Consider the following 18,115-nt stretch of genomic DNA (forward strand, 5'->3'; position numbering starts at 1 on the left):
GGGGACGGTGTGAGCCCGGGGGCGAGCGCGACGTGAAGATCACCCCGGAGCCGCCGGAGGAACACCCGCCGAGGGTCAGTAGAACCGGCATCGCGACCCCAATGAGGGGGCTCACCGGTGCGTACGGTGCACCGGGGGGCCAAGGAGGGTGGTACCGCGGGAGCGCGCCGCACACGGCGTAGGCAGCACGAAGGCTCTCGTCCCTCCGACGGAAGGCAGTACGTCCGTTGGAGGAAGCTCGTTGAGTACGCACTCGCAGTACCGCCAGGTGCCCGCCCAGGTCGACCTGCCCGCCCTCGAGCACGGGGTGCTCGACTTCTGGCGCGAGCAGAAGATCTTCGCCAAGAGCCTGGAGCAGTCCGAGGGCCGCCCCGAGTGGGTGTTCTACGAAGGCCCGCCCACCGCCAACGGCATGCCGGGCGCCCACCACATCGAGGCCCGCGTCTTCAAGGACGTCTTCCCCCGCTTCCGCACCATGCGCGGCTACCACGTGGCCCGCAAGGCCGGCTGGGACTGCCACGGCCTCCCGGTGGAGCTGGCGGTGGAGAAGGAACTCGGTTTCAGCGGCAAGCAGGACATCGAGGCGTACGGCATCGCCGAGTTCAACGCCAGGTGCCGTGAGTCCGTGACCCGCCACACCGACGCCTTCTCCGAGCTGACCACCCGCATGGGCTACTGGGTCGACCTCGACGACGCCTACCGGACGATGGACCCCGACTACGTGCAGTCGGTCTGGTGGTCGCTGAAGGAGATCTTCAACAAGGGGCTGCTGGTCCAGGACCACCGCGTCGCCCCCTGGTGCCCGCGCTGCGGCACGGGTCTGTCGGACCACGAGCTGGCGCAGGGCTACGAGACGGTCGTCGATCCGTCGGTGTACGTCCGCTTCCCGCTCACCTCCGGCCCGCTCGCCGGCGAGGCGTCGCTGCTGGTGTGGACGACGACCCCGTGGACGCTCGTGTCGAACACGGCCGTCGCCACGCACCCGGACGTCACCTACGTCGTCGCGACCGACGGCCAGGAGAAACTGGTCGTGGCCGAGCCACTGGTCGGCAAGGCCCTGGGCGAGGGCTGGGAGACGACCGGCCGGACCTTCACCGGCGCCGAGATGGAGCGCTGGACGTACCGGCGCCCGTTCGAGCTGGTGGCCTTCCCCGAGGACACCGAGGCGCACTACGTCGTCAACGCGGAGTACGTCACGACCGAGGACGGTACGGGTCTGGTCCACCAGTCCCCCGCCTTCGGTGAGGAGGACCTGAGGGTCTGCCGCTCCTACGGGCTGCCGGTGGTCAACCCCGTGCGCCCGGACGGCACCTTCGAGGAGGACCTCCCGCTGGTCGGCGGCGTCTTCTTCAAGAAGGCCGACGAGCAGCTCACCGAGGACCTCGCCGACCGCGGTCTGCTGTTCAAGCACCTGCCGTACGAGCACAGCTACCCGCACTGCTGGCGCTGCCACACCGCGCTGCTCTACTACGCGCAGCCCTCCTGGTACATCCGCACCACGGCCGTCAAGGACCGGCTGCTCCAGGAGAACGAGGACACCAACTGGTTCCCGGACACGGTCAAGCACGGCCGGTACGGCGACTGGCTGAACAACAACATCGACTGGGCGCTGTCCCGCAACCGCTACTGGGGCACCCCGCTGCCGATCTGGCGCTGCGCCGAGGACCACCTCACCTGCGTCGGCTCGCTCGCGGAGCTGACCGAGCTGACCGGCACCGACCAGTCCGGCCTGGACCCGCACCGCCCCTACATCGACGAGGTCACCTTCGCCTGCCCGCACGAGGGCTGCGGCGCCACGGCCACGCGCGTGCCCGAGGTCATCGACGCCTGGTACGACTCGGGTTCCATGCCGTTCGCCCAGTGGGGCTACCCGTACAAGAACAAGGAGCTGTTCGAGGCCCGCTACCCGGCGCAGTTCATCTCCGAGGCCATCGACCAGACCCGCGGCTGGTTCTACACGCTGATGGCGGTCGGCACGCTGGTCTTCGACAAGTCGTCCTACGAGAACGTGGTGTGCCTGGGCCACATCCTCGCCGAGGACGGCCGGAAGATGTCCAAGCACCTGGGCAACATCCTCCAGCCGATCCCGCTGATGGACCAGCACGGCGCGGACGCGGTCCGCTGGTTCATGGCGGCAGGCGGCTCCCCCTGGGCGGCCCGCCGCGTCGGCCACGGCACCATCCAGGAAGTCGTCCGCAAGACCCTCCTCACCTACTGGAACACCGTCGCCTTCCAGGCCCTGTACGCCCGGACGGCCGGGTGGGCGCCGTCGGAGGCCGACCCGGCCCCGGCGGAGCGTCCGCTGCTGGACCGCTGGCTGCTGAGCGAGCTGCACTCGCTGACCGACCAGGTGACGCAGGCGCTGGAGGGCTACGACACCCAGCGCGCCGGCAAGCTGCTGTCGGCGTTCGTCGACGACCTGTCGAACTGGTACGTCCGCCGCTCCCGCCGCCGCTTCTGGCAGGGCGACAAGGCGGCGCTGCGCACGCTGCACGAGGTCCTGGAGACCGTCACCCGGCTGATGGCGCCGATCACCCCGTTCATCACCGAGCGGGTCTGGCAGGACCTGGTCGTGCCGGTGACCCCGGGCGCCCCGGAGTCGGTGCACCTGGCCACCTGGCCGGAGGCGGACCTCTCCGCGATCGACCCGGAGCTGTCGCGGCAGATGGTGCTGGTCCGCCGGCTGGTGGAGCTGGGCCGGGCCACCCGCGCGGAGTCGGGCGTCAAGACGCGTCAGCCGCTCTCCCGCGCCCTGGTGGCCGCCGCCGGCTTCGAGTCCCTGGGCGAGGAGCTGCACGCGCAGATCACCGAGGAGCTGAACGTGTCGTCGCTGGCCTCGCTCAGCGAGGTCGGCGGGTCCCTGGTGGACACCACCGCCAAGGCCAACTTCCGGGCCCTGGGCAAGCGGTTCGGCAAGCGCGTCCAGGACGTGGCGAAGGCGATCGCGAACGCGGACGCGGCCGCGCTGTCCCTGGCGCTGCGCGAGGGCACGGCCTCGGTGGAGGTGGACGGTGAGACGGTCTCCCTCGCGCCCGACGAGGTGATCATCACGGAGACCCCCCGCGAGGGCTGGTCGGTGGCCTCCGACGCGGGCGCGACGGTGGCGCTGGACCTGGAGATCACGGAGGAGCTGCGCCGCGCGGGCCTGGCCCGAGACGCGATCCGTCTGATCCAGGAGGCCCGCAAGAACAGCGGCCTCGACGTCGCCGACCGTATCGCGCTGCGCTGGACGTCCACGGACCCGGCGGTCCTCACGGCACTGGCCGAGCACGCGGGTCTCATCGCCGACGAGGTCCTCGCCACGGACTTCGCCCAGGGCGAGGCCGGCGACGGCTACGGCGATCCCTTCACGGACGAGGGTCTGTCGCTGACCTTCCGCCTGCGCAAGGCGTAGCCGCCGACGTCGACCCGGACGTCAACCGGTGTCGGCGACACAGAGGCCCGGCCCCTTCGAACGAGGGAGCCGGGCCTTCGGCGTTGACACGGGGACGGAGCGGGAGGACACGCCGCCCGCGGAGGTGCGTCCCTCCCGCCGCCGCGGAGGGCCTCACGGCGCGCTCCGGCGGCGGAAGCGGAGTGGGGCGCCGGCGGCCCGCCCGCAGCGCGCCGCGCCGGCCGACCGCCTGCCACGGGCCCCGCCGGGTGGCGGGGCCCGTGGCAGGCAACGCGGATAAACAGGGCGGGGCCCCGGACCGATGTCCGGGGCCCCGCCCTGTCAAACGCCGCCGACGGCTACGCCGTACCGCCCACTGTCAGTTGTCGTCCTCGTCGATCAGGAACCCGCGCATCGGCGAGGGGGCCTGACCCATCGGCGAGGGGCCCTGCGGGCGAACCGGCGCCATCGGCTGGGTCATCGCCGGGGACATCTGCTGCTGACCGCCGTAGGACGGACCGGACGGGCCGGGCCCGCCGCCCATCTGCTGGTTGCCGCCGTACGACGGGGCGCTCGCGCCGGCCGGGGCCATGGAGGGCGCCGGGGACGGCGGCAGCGACGCGGTCGCCGGGGTGCGCGGCGGGGCCAGGGAGTCGTCGGCCTGCGTCTCCAGCTGGCGCAGCTGCGACTCCAGGTAGGACTTCAGCCGCGTGCGGTACTCGCGCTCGAAGCCGCGCAGGTCCTCGACCTTGCGCTCCAGTGTGGCGCGAGCGGACTCCAGGGAGCCCATCGCGACACGGTGCTTCTCCTGCGCGTCCCGCTCCAGCGCGTCGGCCTTCGCACGGGCGTCGCGCTCCAGACCCTCGGCACGGCTGCGGGCCTCGCCGACGATCTTGTTGGCCTCGGACCGGGCCTCGGCGATCGCCTGGTCGGCGGTCTGCTGGGCCAGCGACAGGACGCGGGCCGCGCTGTCGCCACCGGGACCCTGACCCATCGGACCGGGACCGCCCATGGGGCCGCCCATCGGACCGGGACCCATCTGGCCCTGCATCTGACCCTGCATCTGACCCTGCATCGGGCCCTGGCCCATCGGACCCTGGCCCATCTGACCCTGCATCGGGCCCTGGCCCATCGGACCGTGACCCATCGGGCCGGGACCCATCGGGCCGGGACCCTGGGGACCCTGCCCGCTGGGACCGGCCGGCAGCTGCGGGGCACCGCTCGGCAGCTGGGGCGGGCCACCCATGGGGCCGCCCATCTGCTGCTGCGGCGGGCCCGATATCCCGGCGGGGACGGGAGCACCGGGACCACGCATGCCCTGCTGCTGATGCTGAGGCGGCTGCTGGTCCTCCGGCGGCTTGCGCATGTTCTGCTGGTTCTGGGCAGCAGCACGCGTCGCCGCGGCCAGCTTGGCGCGCAGGTCCTCGTTCTCCCGGAGCAGACGGGTCAGCTCGGCTTCGACCTCGTCGAGGAAGGCATCGACCTCGTCCTCGTCATAGCCTTCTCGGAGGCGGACGGTCGTGAACTGCTTGTTCCGCACGTCCTCGGGGGTCAACGGCATCTCTTCACCTCAACGTAGTCGTCGGCGTTCGGCAAGACGGTAGTTCACATCGCTCACAGCCGGCTCACGATAGAGATCAGGATGTAGACGATGATCATCAGCACGAAGAAGGACAGGTCGAGCGCCACGCCCCCGAGACGCAGCGGCGGAATGAACCGCCGCAGAAGCTTCAGCGGTGGATCGGTGACAGTGTAGGTGGCCTCCAGAATGACCACCATCGCCTTGCCGGGTTGCCACGAGCGGGCGAACTGGAAGACGTAGTCCATGACCAACCGGAAGATCAGCACGATGAGGAAGCACATCAGCGCGATGTAGATCACGTCCAGGAACACGCTCATGACCCGTGCTTCCCTCTCCCCTGTTTCCTTGCACTGTCCGGTACTGCGTCTCAGCTCTGGTTGAAGAACCCGCCCTCTGCGATACGGGCCTTGTCCTCCGCCGTGACATCGACGTTAGCAGGCGACAACAGGAACACCTTCTGCGTCACCCGTTCGATGCTGCCGTGAAGACCAAACACCAAACCGGCCGCAAAGTCGACAAGTCGCTTGGCATCTGTGTCATCCATCTCAGTGAGATTCATGATCACCGGGGTGCCCTCACGGAAGTGTTCCCCGATGGTACGCGCCTCGTTGTAGGTCCGGGGGTGGAGCGTGGTGATGCGGTACGGCTCCCGCTCCGACACAACCTTGGGCATGATCACCGGTGCGTTCTTCTCCAGGCTCTGACGTTCTTGTGTGATGGACGCCACGGGCGCGATCCGCGCCGGACGCGCCGATTCCGCCGGAAGCGAAGCGGCGTGCGGGACCGGCTCGCGTGGCGCCGGAGGCTGCACCACTCGCACCGGTTCATCCCTTTGTGACTGATGTGTTCCCAGTGACTGAGGGTGCGACGGCTCGTGCCGTCGCCGCTCCCGCTCGGGCTCCGGATCCAGTTCGGGTTCGAAGTCGTCATCGGGGTCGAATCCCCGGCCGTCGTACCCATCGTCCTCCACGAGGCCGAGGTAGACCGCCATCTTGCGCATCGCGCCGGCCATTCTCCGAGTCCTCCGCTCTGTGGTGGATCCGCTGACGACTGCCAAGTCCCGCGATCCACGTGGTCGTTGCGCCCTCTTCGGCGGTATTGACCATATTTTCTGCTGTGGTCCGACTTCCTGGCGACGTTACCCGAGGCTGGGGCGGACTCCGAGTACCGCGGTGCCGACGCGCACATGTGTCGCTCCGGCCGCGACGGCCTCCTCGAGATCCGCGCTCATCCCTGCCGACACCATGGTTGCAGCCGGATGGGCTCTGCGCAGGTCAGTCGACAAATCCATGAGCCGTTCGAACGCCGCTCGTTGACGTCCGGCGTACTCCCCGGTGAGCGGCGCGACGGTCATCAGCCCGTCGAGCCGGAGGCCCGGGGACCCGGCGACGAGATCGGCCAACTCGCCGATGCCGCCAGGCGCCACGCCGCCGCGCTCACCCCGTCCGCTCGCCCCCGCGTCGAGGGCGACCTGGATGAGGCAGCCCACCTCGCGCCCGGCCCGCACGGCCTCCTTCGACAGGGCCGCGACGAGCCGCGAACGGTCGACGGACTGCACGATGTCGGCATAACCGGCCACGGAACGTACTTTGTTGGTCTGCAACTGGCCCACGAAGTGCCAAGTGAGGGGCAGATCCGCACATGCGGCGGCCTTCGGCGCCGCTTCCTGGTCGCGGTTCTCGGCGACCTGCCGCACCCCGAGGTCCGCCAGGATCCGCACATCCGCCGCGGGGTAGGTCTTGGTGACCACGATGAGGGTGACTTCCTCCCGCGCGCGGCCCGCGACCGCGCACGCGGCGGCGATGCGCTCCTCCACCCTCGCCAGGTTGGCGGCGAGTTCGCCCTTACGCTCCGTCATGCCCCCTCAGTCCAGCCAGACATAGCCCGCGAGCCGCCCGGTGGCGCGGTCGCGGCGGTACGAGTAGTGGTCGCGCGACTCACGCGTGCACACCGGCGACTGCTGCCGGTCACGCACCCCGAGCCGTTCGAGTTGCGCGTGCACGCCGGCGCTCACGTCGACCGCCGGGGTGCCCCAGCTCGTCTCGGCGTGCGCGGCCGGCTCGACGGCGGCCACCTCGGCGCGCATCTCCTCCGGCACCTCGTAGCACCGGCCGCAGACGGCCGGTCCGGTGCGGGCGACGATCCGGGCGGGATCGGCACCGAGCGAGACCATCGCGTCGACCGCGGCGGGAACCACACCGGCGACCATGCCGGGCCGTCCCGCGTGGGCCGCCGCCACCACTTCGGCGACCGGGTCCGCGAGCAGTACCGGCACGCAGTCGGCGGTCAGGACGGCCAGGGCGAGGCCGCGGACGGCGGTCACCAGGCCGTCGACCGCCGGGGCGGTACGCGTGGTCCACGGACCGTCGACCCGGGCGACCTCGCTGCCGTGCACCTGGTTCATCCAGACCACCCGGTCCGGATCGAGTCCGAGGGCACCGGCGGCCAGTTCCCGGTTGGTGCGCACGGCCGCGGGGTCGTCGCCGACCGCGCCGCCCAGGTTGAGCTCCTCGTACGGAACGGCGCTCACCCCGCCCCACCGGTCGGTGAAGGCGAAGTGCGCGCCGTTCACGGTGTCGCGCTGTCCTATCACTTGAGGAAGTCCGGCACGTCCAGTTCCTCGGCCGCGCTGTCCGCGTAGGTCCGGGACGGCGGGAGCGGCGGGGTGGGCGCCGGCGGGTCCACCGGCTCCGCGGCCGGCGCGGGAACGGGGGCCTCCGGCTCCTCCTTGGGTGTCACGCTGCCCAGGGAGCCGAACGTGGGCCGGCTCTCGGGCTGCGGCCGCACCGGGGCGGGCTCCTCGCGCTTGACCGAGGACGAGCCGAGGACGTTGTCGCGCCGGGCCGGCGGCTGACCGCCGTCGAAGCCGGCCGCGATCACGGTGACGCGGACCTCGTCGCCGAGGGCGTCGTCGATGACGGCGCCGAAGATGATGTTGGCCTCGGGGTGGGCGGCCTCGCTGACGAGCTGGGCGGCCTCGTTGATCTCGAACAGGCCGAGGTCGGAGCCGCCGGAGATGGACAGCAGCACGCCCCGTGCGCCGTCGATGGACGCCTCCAGGAGCGGTGAGGAGATCGCCATCTCGGCCGCGGCCACGGCGCGGTCGTCGCCGCGGGCGGAGCCGATGCCCATGAGGGCCGAACCGGCCTCGGACATGACCGACTTCACGTCGGCGAAGTCCAGGTTGATCAGGCCGGGGGTGGTGATCAGGTCCGTGATGCCCTGCACACCGGACAGCAGCACCTGGTCCGCCGACTTGAACGCGTCGAGCACGCTGACCTGGCGGTCCGAGATGGACAGCAGCCGGTCGTTGGGGATGACGATGAGGGTGTCGACCTCTTCGCGGAGCTCGGCGATGCCGTCCTCGGCCTGGTTCGCCCGGCGCCGTCCCTCGAAGGTGAACGGGCGGGTGACCACGCCGATGGTGAGGGCGCCGAGGGAGCGTGCGATGTTGGCCACGACGGGCGCGCCGCCGGTGCCGGTGCCGCCGCCTTCACCGGCCGTCACGAAGACCATGTCGGCCCCCTTGAGGACCTCCTCGATCTCCTCGCGGTGGTCCTCGGCGGCCTTGCGGCCGACGGCCGGGTTGGCTCCGGCGCCGAGTCCGCGGGTGAGTTCGCGGCCGACGTCGAGCTTGACGTCGGCGTCGCTCATCAACAGCGCCTGTGCGTCGGTGTTGATGGCGATGAACTCGACGCCCTTGAGACCGACCTCGATCATCCGGTTGATGGCATTGACACCACCGCCGCCGACACCGATGACTTTGATGACTGCGAGGTAGTTCTGCGGTGCTGCCACGTCGAAGGCCTCTCGCCTCGAGTTACGTGTCACCGGTTCGCGGGACGCGCTGCGCGCCGCGGGCCGGCGACTGATGCCGAATGGGACGGTTCCGAATGCCGACCCGAACCCTAACCCTGAAGTTTAGGGTTACCAGTGTGCCTGTTCCCTGAAGTCTTCTGAACAGGACAGTAAGTCGACAAGTGGCGCCCGTTCAACGAACACGCCGAACCTCCCGTTTTTCTTTTCACCCTATGTGATCAGGCATGGCGCTGCCCACCCAGGGGGCTGGCCTGCGCTGATGTGCGTCAACTCCCCGATGACGCGGGAGCGGTGGGGACGCTGACGTCGAAGTGCCGCGCGCCGGACGAGGCTTTCATCAGCGCGGTCAGCGCGCGCGCCTTCGCCTCCCCCTGCTCGCCGCTGCCCCACGCCACGGTGCGCCCGCCGCTCAACTCCAGTGAGATGTCGTCGTAGGTACGGACCTTGACGGCCCTGGTCTGCCGCGCGACGGCGGCGGGGAGGCGCCCGGCCACCGCGACGGCCGCGCGCACCAGCCGGTCCGGGCCGAAGCGGCGCAGACTCGCCGCCGTGGAGGGCGTGCGGGAGGGGGACAGTTCCAGGACGGGCACACCTGTCGGCGCGCGGGAGACCGTGGCGAACCGGACCCCCTCGGCGTCCACTTCGACGAACCTCCCGCCCTTCTCCTCCACCAGCACGGCGGCACGCTCCGTCACCTCCAGGGTGATGCCGTCGGGCCAGGAGCGGCCCACGGCCACCGCGTCGATCCGGGGCAGCCTGCGCCGCAGCCGGGCCTCGATGGCGTCCGTGCCCACGGAGGCCAGCGGCGCCCCGACCGGGACCTCGGCGGCCGTGCGCACCTGCGCGGGGGTCAACACGCGCGTGCCGGAGACGGATACCCGCTCGACGCGCAGCCACTGCGAGCCGTACAGCACCCAGAGCGAGCCGCCGCCGAGGAGGGCGCCGGCGGCCGCCAGGATGACGATCGCACGAAGGCGCCGACGCCTCAGCCGTCCGGCCCGAGGCGGGCCGGACGACTCCTGTCGGCGGTCACCGCGCTCGGCGGTGGTCGGTCCGGCCACGCTCTCTGCCCTCCGTGCGTAGGGTCCTAGCGGTGCGAGGCGATGGCCTCGTACACCATGCCGACGAGCAGGTCGTCGGCGTCCCGGCGGCCGAACTCGGCGGCGGCGCGGGACATCTGGTACAGCCGGTGCGGATCGGCGAGCACGGGCAGGACGTTCTGCTGCACCCACTGCGGGGTCAGCTCCGCGTCGTCGACCAGCAGGCCGCCGCCGGCCTTGACCACCGGCTGGGCGTTCAGCCGCTGTTCGCCGTTGCCGATGGGCAGCGGGACGTAGGCGGCCGGGAGTCCGACGGCGGAGAGCTCGGCGACGGTCATCGCACCCGCGCGGCAGAGCATCATGTCGGCCGCGGCGTACGCGAGATCCATCCGGTCCAGGTAACTTACCGGGATGTACGGGGGCATTCCCGGCATCTGGTGCACCTGTGGCAGTTCGTTCTTCGGGCCGACCGCGTGCAGGATCTGGATCCCGGCCTGCTGGAGGTAGGGGGCGACCTGCTGGACGACCTCGTTGAGGCGGCGGGCGCCCTGCGAGCCGCCGGAGACCAGCAGCGTCGGCAGGTTGGGGTCGAGCCCGAACGCCGCGCGCGCCTCGGGGCGCACGGCGGCCCGGTCGAGGGTCGAGATGGTGCGGCGCAGCGGGATCCCGATGTAGCGGGCGCCCCTCAGCTTGCTGTCCGGCGTGGACACGGCGACCTGGGCGGCGTACCGCGAACCGATCTTGTTGGCCAGGCCGGGGCGGGCGTTCGCCTCGTGGATGACGATCGGCACCCCGAGCCGCTTGGCCGCCAGATAGCCGGGCAGGGCCACGTAGCCGCCGAAGCCGACGACGGCGTCCGCCTTGGTGCGCTCCAGGACCTGCTCGGCCGCCTTGATCGTGCCCCGCAGCCGGCCCGGGACGGTGATCAGCTCGGGGGTCGGCTTGCGCGGCAGCGGCACCGCCGGAATGAGCGCCAGCTCATAGCCCCGCTCCGGAACCAGCCGGGTCTCCAGACCGCGCTCCGTGCCCAGGGCCGTGATCCCCACGGTCGGGTCCTGCCTGCGCAGGGCGTCCGCGAGGGCGAGCGCGGGCTCGATGTGGCCGGCGGTCCCTCCACCGGCGAGTACGACATGCACCGAAATTCACCGCTCTCCGGACGAACGCGCCGCCGAGGCACGCCGTCTCATCGTGTTCCATCTCCGAGGCCCCCGATCGGGCCCACGCCGGGTTCCCCGATCGGACGCGGAGCCTCCTGCCCGCTTTCTACCAAAGCGAGGTTGCCGCATCGCAAGCGCCGCCCGCGCAGCGGGCTCGTCGCGCGCGAAGGCGATCAGCAGCCCGATGGCGAACATGGCCGGCAGCAGGGCCGACCCTCCGTAGGAGAACAGCGGGAGGGGGACGCCGGCGATCGGCAGCAGACCGAGCACCGCACCGATGTTGATCACCGCTTGCGCGGTGATCCAGGTGGTCACGCCTCCCGCGGCATACCTGACGAAGGGGTCCTCCGTGCGTCCGGCCACGCGGATACCCGCATAGCCTAGAGCCGCGAAGAGGGCGAGGACCGACAGTGTTCCCGCCAGACCCAGTTCCTCGCCGGTGACGGCGAAGATGAAGTCGGTGTGGGCTTCGGGCAGTTGGCCCCATTTCTCCACACTCGCGCCGAGGCCGGATCCGAACAGTCCGCCGGACGCGAGGGCGTAGATCCCGTGCACGGCCTGCCAGCAGCTCCCGCCCGGCCCGAGGTCGGTCGCGCCGATGCAGGCGAGCCGGTCCATGCGGTTGGGGTTGGTCTTGATGAGGAACACCCCGATCGCGGTGGCGACCGACAGCACGCCGACGAACAGCCGCGTGGGCGCGCCCGCCAGCCACAGCAGGCCGAAGAGGATCGCGGTGAGGATGATCGCCGTCCCCATGTCGCCGCCGAGCATGATCAGGCCGAGCAGCATGAAGGCGACCGGCACGAGCGGCACCAGCATGTGCTTCCACTGCGTGAGCAGTCTCCTGTCCTGCTTGCGCGCGATCAGGTCGGCGCCCCACAGCACCAGTGCCAGCTTGCCGATCTCGCTGGGCTGGATCTGGAAGGAGCCGCCGAGCGAGATCCAGTTCTGGTTGCCGTTGACCGACATCCCTATCCCCGGCACCTGCACCAGCATCATCAGGAAGACCGCGCCCGCCAGGATGGGGTAGGCGAGCGCCCGGTGCAGCCGCACCGGCATCCGGGACGCCGCGAACAGCAGACCGGCGCCGATGACGGCGGCGAGCAGCTGCTTGCGGAAGAAGTACGAGCCCGGGAGTGACATCTGCAGCGCCGTGATCTGGGAGGCCGAGTACACCATCACCAGGCCGAGGACGGTGATCAGCGCACTGCCGCCGAGGATCAGGTAGTACGCGGTCAGCGGCCGGTCCCAGGCGCGGCGGGCGCGCGTGACCAGCCGGCGCACCGCGTTGTCCTGGAGCGGCCGGGCGCTCACGGGCCGCCGCGCGGCCCGCTGGACGGGCGGCCGGCCTGTGCGGCTACCGGGCATCGGCACCTCCGCCGTACGGCAGCGGTGACCGCTTTCGTGCGGTCCGCCGCGCCCGCGGGCCACGCCTGCCCGTGCCGGCGACGGCGCGCCCCCCGCGCTCACTCGCGCGTCCCATGCGTCCCTCCCAAGGTCGCCCGGCAGGCGGCCGGGTCAGGCGCCGAGTTCGCGCACCGCCTGGGCGAACGCGTCACCGCGCCTGTTGTAGTTGGCGAACATGTCCATGGAGGCGCAGGCCGGGGCCAGCAGCACCGTGTCACCGGGCCCGGCGAGCCGCTGCGCCTCCTGGACGGCCTGGAGCATCGCCCCAGTGTCGGTCCGGTCGAGGTCGACGACGGGTACTTCCGGGGCGTGTCGCGCGAGGGCTTCGCGGATCAGCGCGCGGTCCGCGCCGATGAGGACGGCTCCGCGCAACCGCGGCGCGGACTTGGCGACGAGTTCGTCGAAGGTCGCGCCCTTGGCCAGTCCGCCGGCGATCCACACGATGGACTCGTAGGAGGCCAACGACGCTTCGGCGGCATGGGTGTTGGTGGCCTTGGAGTCGTCGATGTAGGCGACGCCGTCCACGTCGGCCACGTGCGCGATCCGGTGGGCGTCCGGGGTGAACGCCCGCAGGCCGTCCCGTACGGCCGCGGCGGGCACTCCGAAGGCGCGCGCGAGGGCCGCGGCGGCGAGTGCGTTGGCGACGTTGTGCGGGGCCGGCGGGTTGACGTCGGCGACCTCGGCGAGCTCCTGGGCGTTCTTCTGCCGGTTCTCGACGAAGGCCCGGTCGACCAGGATGCCGTCCACGACGCCGAGTTGGGACGGTCCCGGGGTGCCGAGGGTGAAGCCGACCGCCCGGCAGCCCTCCTCGACATCGGCCTCGCGGACCAGGTCCTCGGTGGCCCTGTCGGCGACGTTGTAGACGCAGGCGACCCGATTGCCCTCGTAGATGCGGCCCTTGTCGGCGGCGTAGGCGGCCATGGAGCCGTGCCAGTCGAGGTGGTCGGGCGCCAGGTTGAGCACGGCGGCGGAGTGTGCGCGCAGCGACGGCGCCCAGTGGAGCTGGTAGCTCGACAGCTCCACCGCCAGGACGTCGTACTCCTGCTCGCCGAGCACCGCGTCCAGCAGTGAGACGCCGATGTTGCCGACGGCGGCGGTGCGCAGGCCCGCCGCCGTCAGGATGGAGGCGAGCATCTGCACGGTCGTGGTCTTGCCGTTGGTGCCCGTGACGGCCAGCCAGGGGGGAGCGTCGGGGCCGCGCAGCCGCCAGGCCAGCTCGACGTCGCCCCAGACGGGGACGCCGGCCTCGGCCGCCGCGGCGAACAGCGGCTTGTCCGGCTTCCAGCCGGGCGCGGTGACGACGAGCTCGGTGCCCTCGGGCAGGGTCGCACCGTCGCCGAGGCGCACGGTGACGCCCAGGGACCTCAGTTCGGCGGCCTGCTCCCGTGCCCGTTCGTCGTCGCCGTCGTTGACGACGGTGACGTGGGCGCCGAGGCCGCTGAGCACCCGGGCCGCCGGGACACCGGAGACGCCGAGTCCGGCGACGGTGACGTTCTTCCCCTGCCAGTCGGTCACTTGTCCGCTGCCCATCCCGCGTAGAAGAGGCCCAGACCGACGATGACGCAGATGCCCTGGATGATCCAGAAACGGACCACGACGAGCACTTCGGACCAGCCCTTGAGTTCGAAGTGGTGCTGGAGCGGCGCCATCCGGAACACCCGCTTCCCGGTGAGACGGAAGGAGCCGACCTGGATGACGACCGACATGGTGATCAGGACGAACAGGCCGCCGAGCAGCGCGAGCAGCAGCTCGGTGCGGGAGCAGATCGCGAGGCCGGCGAGCACACCGCCGAGCGCCAGCGAACCGGTGTCGCCCATGAAGATCTTGGCGGGCGAGGTGTTCCACCACAGGAAGCCCAGGCAGGCGCCCATCAGCGCCGAGGCGACAACGGCGAGGTCGAGCGGGTCTCGGACCTCGAAGCAGGCGTTCGGGTTGGTCAGCGTCAGCGAGTTGGCGCACGACTCCTGGAACTGCCAGACGCCGATGAAGGTGTAGGCGCCGAAGACGAGCACGGAGGCGCCGGTCGCCAGACCGTCCAGGCCGTCGGTGAGGTTCACGCCGTTGGACATCGCGAGGATCATGAACAGCGCCCAGACCACGAACAGCACCGGGCCGATCGTCCAGCCGAAGTCCGTGATGAACGACAACTTGGTGGAGGCGGGGGTGTTGCCGCGGTTGTCGGAGAACTGCAGCGCGAGCACGGCGAAGGCGATGCCGACGATGAGCTGGCCGGCCATCTTCGCCTTGGCGCGCAGACCCAGCGAACGACGCTTGACGATCTTGATGTAGTCGTCGAGGAAGCCGACCAGGCCCATGCCGACCATCAGGCCGAGGACCAGCAGGCCGGAGAAGGTCGGCGTCGCGTCGGCCTTCGGGTCCAGGTAGACCGTGATCACCTTGGCCAGGAAGTACGCGGCGACCGTCGCCAGGATGAACGCGATGCCGCCCATGGTCGGCGTACCGCGCTTGCTGGCGTGCTCGCGCGGGCCGTCGTCGCGGATGTACTGGCCGTAGCCCTTGCGGGCCAGGAGCTTGATCAGCAGCGGTGTGCCGACCAGCGTCAGGAAGAGGCCAATGACACCTGCGAACAGGATCTGCTTCATCATCGGGCGGCAACCTCACCCTCGGCACCGGTCTCCAGGAGCGCCTCGGCGACGCTCTCGAGACCGACCGAACGCGACGCCTTCACGAGTACGACGTCCCCCGGGCGCAACTCGCTGCGCAACAGGTCGATCGCCGCCTGTGCGTCGGACACGTGCACCGACTCCTCACCCCACGAACCCTCGTTATATGCGCCCAGTTGCAGCCAGGACGCTTCCCTGCCCCCGACCGCGACGAGCTTGCTGACGTTGAGCCGGACGGCGAGCCGTCCGACCGCGTCGTGCTCGGCGAGCGCCTCGTCCCCGAGCTCGGCCATCTTGCCGAGCACCGCCCACGTGCGACCCCCTCGTGCCCGTGAGGCCTCCCCCATCGCCACCAGCGCGCGCAGGGCGGCCCGCATGGACTCCGGGTTCGCGTTGTAGGCGTCGTTGACGATCGTCACGCCGTCAGGGCGCTCGGTGACCTCCATCCGCCAGCGGGAGAGGGAGCCCGCCTCGGAGAGCGCGGTGGCGATCTCTTCCGCGGACATGCCCAGCTCATGGGCGACGGCGGCCGCGGCGAGCGCGTTCGACACGTGGTGCTCACCGTACAGGCGCATGGTCACATCGCTTGCACCGGAGGGTGTGTGAAGCCTGAACGAGGGCCGTCCGCCGGCCGTGAGCCGCACGTTCTCGGCGGAGACGTCCGCTTCGTCGGACTCCCCGAAGAGGACCACCCTGGCCTTCGTACGGGCGGCCATGGCCCGGACCAACGGGTCGTCGGCGTTGAGGACCGCCACGCCCCCGTCCTCGGCCGCGGGCAGCGACTCGACCAGCTCGCCCTTCGCCTGGGCGATCTGCTCCCGGCCGCCGAACTCCCCGATGTGGGCGCTGCCGACGTTCAGCACCAGGCCGATCCTCGGCGGTGTCAGCTCCGTCAGGTACCGGATGTGGCCGATGCCGCGGGCGCCCATCTCCAGCACGAGGAACCGGGTCTCCTCGGTGGCGGTCAGCGCGGTCAGCGGCAGCCCGATCTCGTTGTTGAGGGAGCCGGGGGTGAAGACCGTGGGGCCCGAGCGCTGCAGCACCTGGGCGATGAGGTCCTTGGTGCTGGTCTTGCCGGCCGAGCCGGTCAGAGCCACGAGGGTCGTGCCGAGCCGGCGCACCACATGGCGGGCGAGGGCGCCGAGGGCGGCCTGCACGTCCTCGACCACGATCGCGGGCACGCCGACGGGGCGTGAGGCCAGCACGGCGGCGGCGCCCGCCGCCACGACCGCCCGGGCGAAGTCGTGGCCGTCGACGCGTTCGCCGACGAAGGCGACGAAGAGGCTGCCCGGCCCTGCCTCCCGGGAGTCCCGGACGACGGGCCCGGTGACCTGGACGGACGGATCCGGTATGTCGTGCGTCTGCCCGCCGACGACTTCTGCGATCTCGGCGAGGGAGAGGGCGATCACAAGTTCATCCCTGAGTCTTCTGGATAGCTTCGCGGAGCACCTGGCGGTCGTCGAAGGGACGGACGACACCGGCGATGTCCTGGCCCTGCTCGTGGCCCTTGCCCGCGACCAGCACCGTGTCCCCGGGCCGTGCCCGGTCGACGGCGGCGGCGATCGCGGCGGCCCGGTCCTCGAACAGGAGCACCTCGCCGCGTTCGTGCGAGGGCACGGACGCCGCGCCCTGCAGCATGGCCGCGAGGATGGCGAGGGGGTCCTCGGAGCGGGGGTTGTCGGAGGTCAGCACGGCCGTGTCGGCGAGCCGGGCCACGGCGGCGCCCATCGGCGCGCGCTTGGTCGTGTCACGGTCGCCGCCGCAGCCGAGGACGACGTGCAACCGGCCCTTGGTGACCTTGCGCAGGGCGCGGAGCACCGATTCGACGGCGTCCGTCTTGTGCGCGTAGTCGACGACCGCGAGGTAGGGCTGTCCGGCGTCGACGCGCTCCAGCCGGCCCGGCACGCCCGGCACCGCGGCGATGCCGTCGGCCGCGGTCTGCGGGTCGAGGCCCGCGGCGGCCAGCGCGACGATGGCGGCGAGGGTGTTGGCCACGTTGAAGGGGCCCGGCAGGGGCGATCTGGCGCTGATACGCCGCCCCTCGGGCCCGACGACGGTGAACGTGGAGTCCATGGGGCCGATGCGCACCTCCTCGGCGCGCCAGTCGGCGTCGGGGTGGCCCTCGGCGGAGTACGTCACGACGGGGACCGTGGCCTCCCCGGCGAGCCGGCGCCCGTACTCGTCGTCGTGGTTGACCACGCCGAGCCGGCTGCGCTCCGGGGTGAACAGCCGTGCCTTGGCCCGGAAGTAGTCCTCCATGTCGGAGTGGAACTCCATGTGCTCCGGGCTGAGGTTGGTGAACACGCCGATGTCGAAGACGCAGCCGTCGACCCGGCCGAGGACCAGGGCATGGCTGGAGACCTCCATGGCGACGGCCTCGACACCGCGTTCGCGCATGACCGCGAACAGCGCCTGGAGGTCGGTCGCTTCGGGGGTGGTGCGCTCGGACTTGATGCGCGTGTCGCCGATGCGCGTCTCCACCGTGCCGATCAGTCCCGTGGCCTTGACCGTCTTCAGGCCGCCCTCGACCAGGTAGGCGGTGGTGGTCTTGCCGGAGGTGCCGGTGATGCCGATCTGGAGCAGGTCGCGGCCCGGACGGCCGTAGACGGTGGCCGCGAGCTCGCCCATGCGTCCGCGCGGATCGTCCACGACCAGCACGGGCAGGCCGCTCGCGGCGGCGCGCTCGGCGCCCGTCGGGTCGGTCAGCACGGCGACGGCACCGAGGGAGGCCGCCTGCGTGACGAAGTCGGCGCCGTGGGCGCGGGCGCCGGGCAGGGCGGCGTACAGGTCGCCGGGGCGCACGGCACGCGAGTCATGGGTGATGCCCGTGACCTCGACGGCGTCCCGCGCGCCCGTCGGCTGCCCGGCACCCAGCTGCCCGGCGAGCTCCGCGAGGGGGGTGGCGGAGACGTGGTCCGGTCGCGGCGCTCCCGGACAGTTCACGGAAGCGCCCTTGTGGGTGATGTGGGACTGATCAGCGTGTGGCACGGCGGTGAGCGTACCGGGCGTGGCCGCCTGGGAGCGAAGTGAGCTGCCGACGGGGTCGTGGTTCCCGGGATCGGGGGTGATCGTTGTCACGGGCTCGTTCCTGATCGGTGGTGCGCGGTGGTGCG

At 71.3% G+C, this 18,115-nt stretch carries 14 protein-coding genes; 1 reads left to right on the top strand and 13 read right to left on the bottom strand.

Annotated elements, in window-relative coordinates; all coding sequences use genetic code 11:
• Positions 1–241 precede the first annotated feature (241 nt).
• A complete protein-coding gene (gene ileS / locus ACWDNY_RS20800) occupies positions 242–3,394 on the top strand; it encodes an isoleucine--tRNA ligase (RefSeq protein WP_451647262.1) in 3,153 nt (1,050 codons plus the stop codon).
• 358 nt (positions 3,395–3,752) lie between these two features.
• Here ileS and ACWDNY_RS20805 read toward each other — a convergent pair whose 3' ends face one another.
• The 13 genes from ACWDNY_RS20805 to ACWDNY_RS20865 all read right to left on the bottom strand — a co-directional run bounded on the left by ACWDNY_RS20805 (position 3,753) and on the right by ACWDNY_RS20865 (position 18,080).
• Positions 3,753–4,934, bottom strand: coding sequence for a DivIVA domain-containing protein (locus tag ACWDNY_RS20805; RefSeq protein WP_451647263.1), 1,182 nt, complete (start codon positions 4,932–4,934; stop codon positions 3,753–3,755).
• 53 nt (positions 4,935–4,987) lie between these two features.
• Complete coding sequence (locus ACWDNY_RS20810; RefSeq protein WP_276106645.1) at positions 4,988–5,272, bottom strand: YggT family protein; 285 nt, start codon at positions 5,270–5,272, stop codon at positions 4,988–4,990.
• 50 nt (positions 5,273–5,322) lie between these two features.
• A complete protein-coding gene (locus ACWDNY_RS20815; protein WP_451647264.1) occupies positions 5,323–5,967 on the bottom strand; it encodes a cell division protein SepF in 645 nt (214 codons plus the stop codon).
• A 126-nt stretch (positions 5,968–6,093) separates the two neighbouring features.
• Positions 6,094–6,813, bottom strand: coding sequence for a YggS family pyridoxal phosphate-dependent enzyme (locus ACWDNY_RS20820; RefSeq protein WP_451647265.1), 720 nt, complete (start codon positions 6,811–6,813; stop codon positions 6,094–6,096).
• Positions 6,814–6,819: 6 nt separating this feature from the next.
• Positions 6,820–7,548, bottom strand: a complete 729-nt coding sequence (gene pgeF / locus ACWDNY_RS20825) for a peptidoglycan editing factor PgeF (RefSeq protein ID WP_451647266.1) — start codon at positions 7,546–7,548, stop codon at positions 6,820–6,822.
• Complete coding sequence (gene ftsZ / locus ACWDNY_RS20830; protein ID WP_451647267.1) at positions 7,545–8,753, bottom strand: cell division protein FtsZ; 1,209 nt, start codon at positions 8,751–8,753, stop codon at positions 7,545–7,547. Before ftsZ ends, pgeF begins: the two co-directional genes overlap by 4 nt.
• Positions 8,754–9,040: 287 nt before the next feature.
• Positions 9,041–9,835 carry a cell division protein FtsQ/DivIB gene (locus tag ACWDNY_RS20835; RefSeq protein WP_451647268.1) on the bottom strand — a complete coding sequence of 265 codons (795 nt, stop codon included), beginning with the start codon at positions 9,833–9,835 and terminating at the stop codon, positions 9,041–9,043.
• Between the two features lie 26 nt (positions 9,836–9,861).
• On the bottom strand, positions 9,862–10,950 hold the full coding sequence (gene murG, locus ACWDNY_RS20840) for an undecaprenyldiphospho-muramoylpentapeptide beta-N-acetylglucosaminyltransferase (RefSeq protein WP_451647269.1): 1,089 nt from the start codon (positions 10,948–10,950) through the stop codon (positions 9,862–9,864).
• A 6-nt stretch (positions 10,951–10,956) separates the two neighbouring features.
• Entirely contained in the window at positions 10,957–12,339 is a 1,383-nt protein-coding gene (ftsW, locus tag ACWDNY_RS20845; RefSeq protein WP_451647270.1) for a putative lipid II flippase FtsW, read from the bottom strand.
• 150 nt (positions 12,340–12,489) lie between these two features.
• Complete coding sequence (gene murD / locus ACWDNY_RS20850) at positions 12,490–13,908, bottom strand: UDP-N-acetylmuramoyl-L-alanine--D-glutamate ligase (protein WP_451647271.1); 1,419 nt, start codon at positions 13,906–13,908, stop codon at positions 12,490–12,492.
• Entirely contained in the window at positions 13,890–14,981 is a 1,092-nt protein-coding gene (gene mraY, locus ACWDNY_RS20855; protein WP_451647281.1) for a phospho-N-acetylmuramoyl-pentapeptide-transferase, read from the bottom strand. Before mraY ends, murD begins: the two co-directional genes overlap by 19 nt.
• Positions 14,981–16,411, bottom strand: coding sequence for a UDP-N-acetylmuramoyl-tripeptide--D-alanyl-D-alanine ligase (locus ACWDNY_RS20860; RefSeq protein WP_451647272.1), 1,431 nt, complete (start codon positions 16,409–16,411; stop codon positions 14,981–14,983). The genes mraY and ACWDNY_RS20860 overlap by 1 nt, the downstream gene beginning before the upstream one ends.
• Before the next feature lie 4 nt (positions 16,412–16,415).
• On the bottom strand, positions 16,416–18,080 hold the full coding sequence (locus tag ACWDNY_RS20865) for a UDP-N-acetylmuramoyl-L-alanyl-D-glutamate--2,6-diaminopimelate ligase (RefSeq protein ID WP_451647273.1): 1,665 nt from the start codon (positions 18,078–18,080) through the stop codon (positions 16,416–16,418).
• Positions 18,081–18,115: the final 35 nt, after the last annotated feature.

The organism is Streptomyces sp. NPDC003697 (genome assembly GCF_053587115.1).

Coding starts and splice junctions, on each gene's coding strand:
- ACWDNY_RS20805 (WP_451647263.1), bottom strand. CDS start 4,934: ATGCCGTTGACCCCCGAGGACGTGCGGAACAAGCAGTTCACGACCGTC.
- ACWDNY_RS20810 (WP_276106645.1), bottom strand. CDS start 5,272: ATGAGCGTGTTCCTGGACGTGATCTACATCGCGCTGATGTGCTTCCTC.
- ACWDNY_RS20815 (WP_451647264.1), bottom strand. CDS start 5,967: ATGGCCGGCGCGATGCGCAAGATGGCGGTCTACCTCGGCCTCGTGGAG.
- ACWDNY_RS20820 (WP_451647265.1), bottom strand. CDS start 6,813: ATGACGGAGCGTAAGGGCGAACTCGCCGCCAACCTGGCGAGGGTGGAG.
- ftsW (WP_451647270.1), bottom strand. CDS start 12,339: ATGCCCGGTAGCCGCACAGGCCGGCCGCCCGTCCAGCGGGCCGCGCGG.
- murD (WP_451647271.1), bottom strand. CDS start 13,908: ATGGGCAGCGGACAAGTGACCGACTGGCAGGGGAAGAACGTCACCGTC.
- mraY (WP_451647281.1), bottom strand. CDS start 14,981: ATGAAGCAGATCCTGTTCGCAGGTGTCATTGGCCTCTTCCTGACGCTG.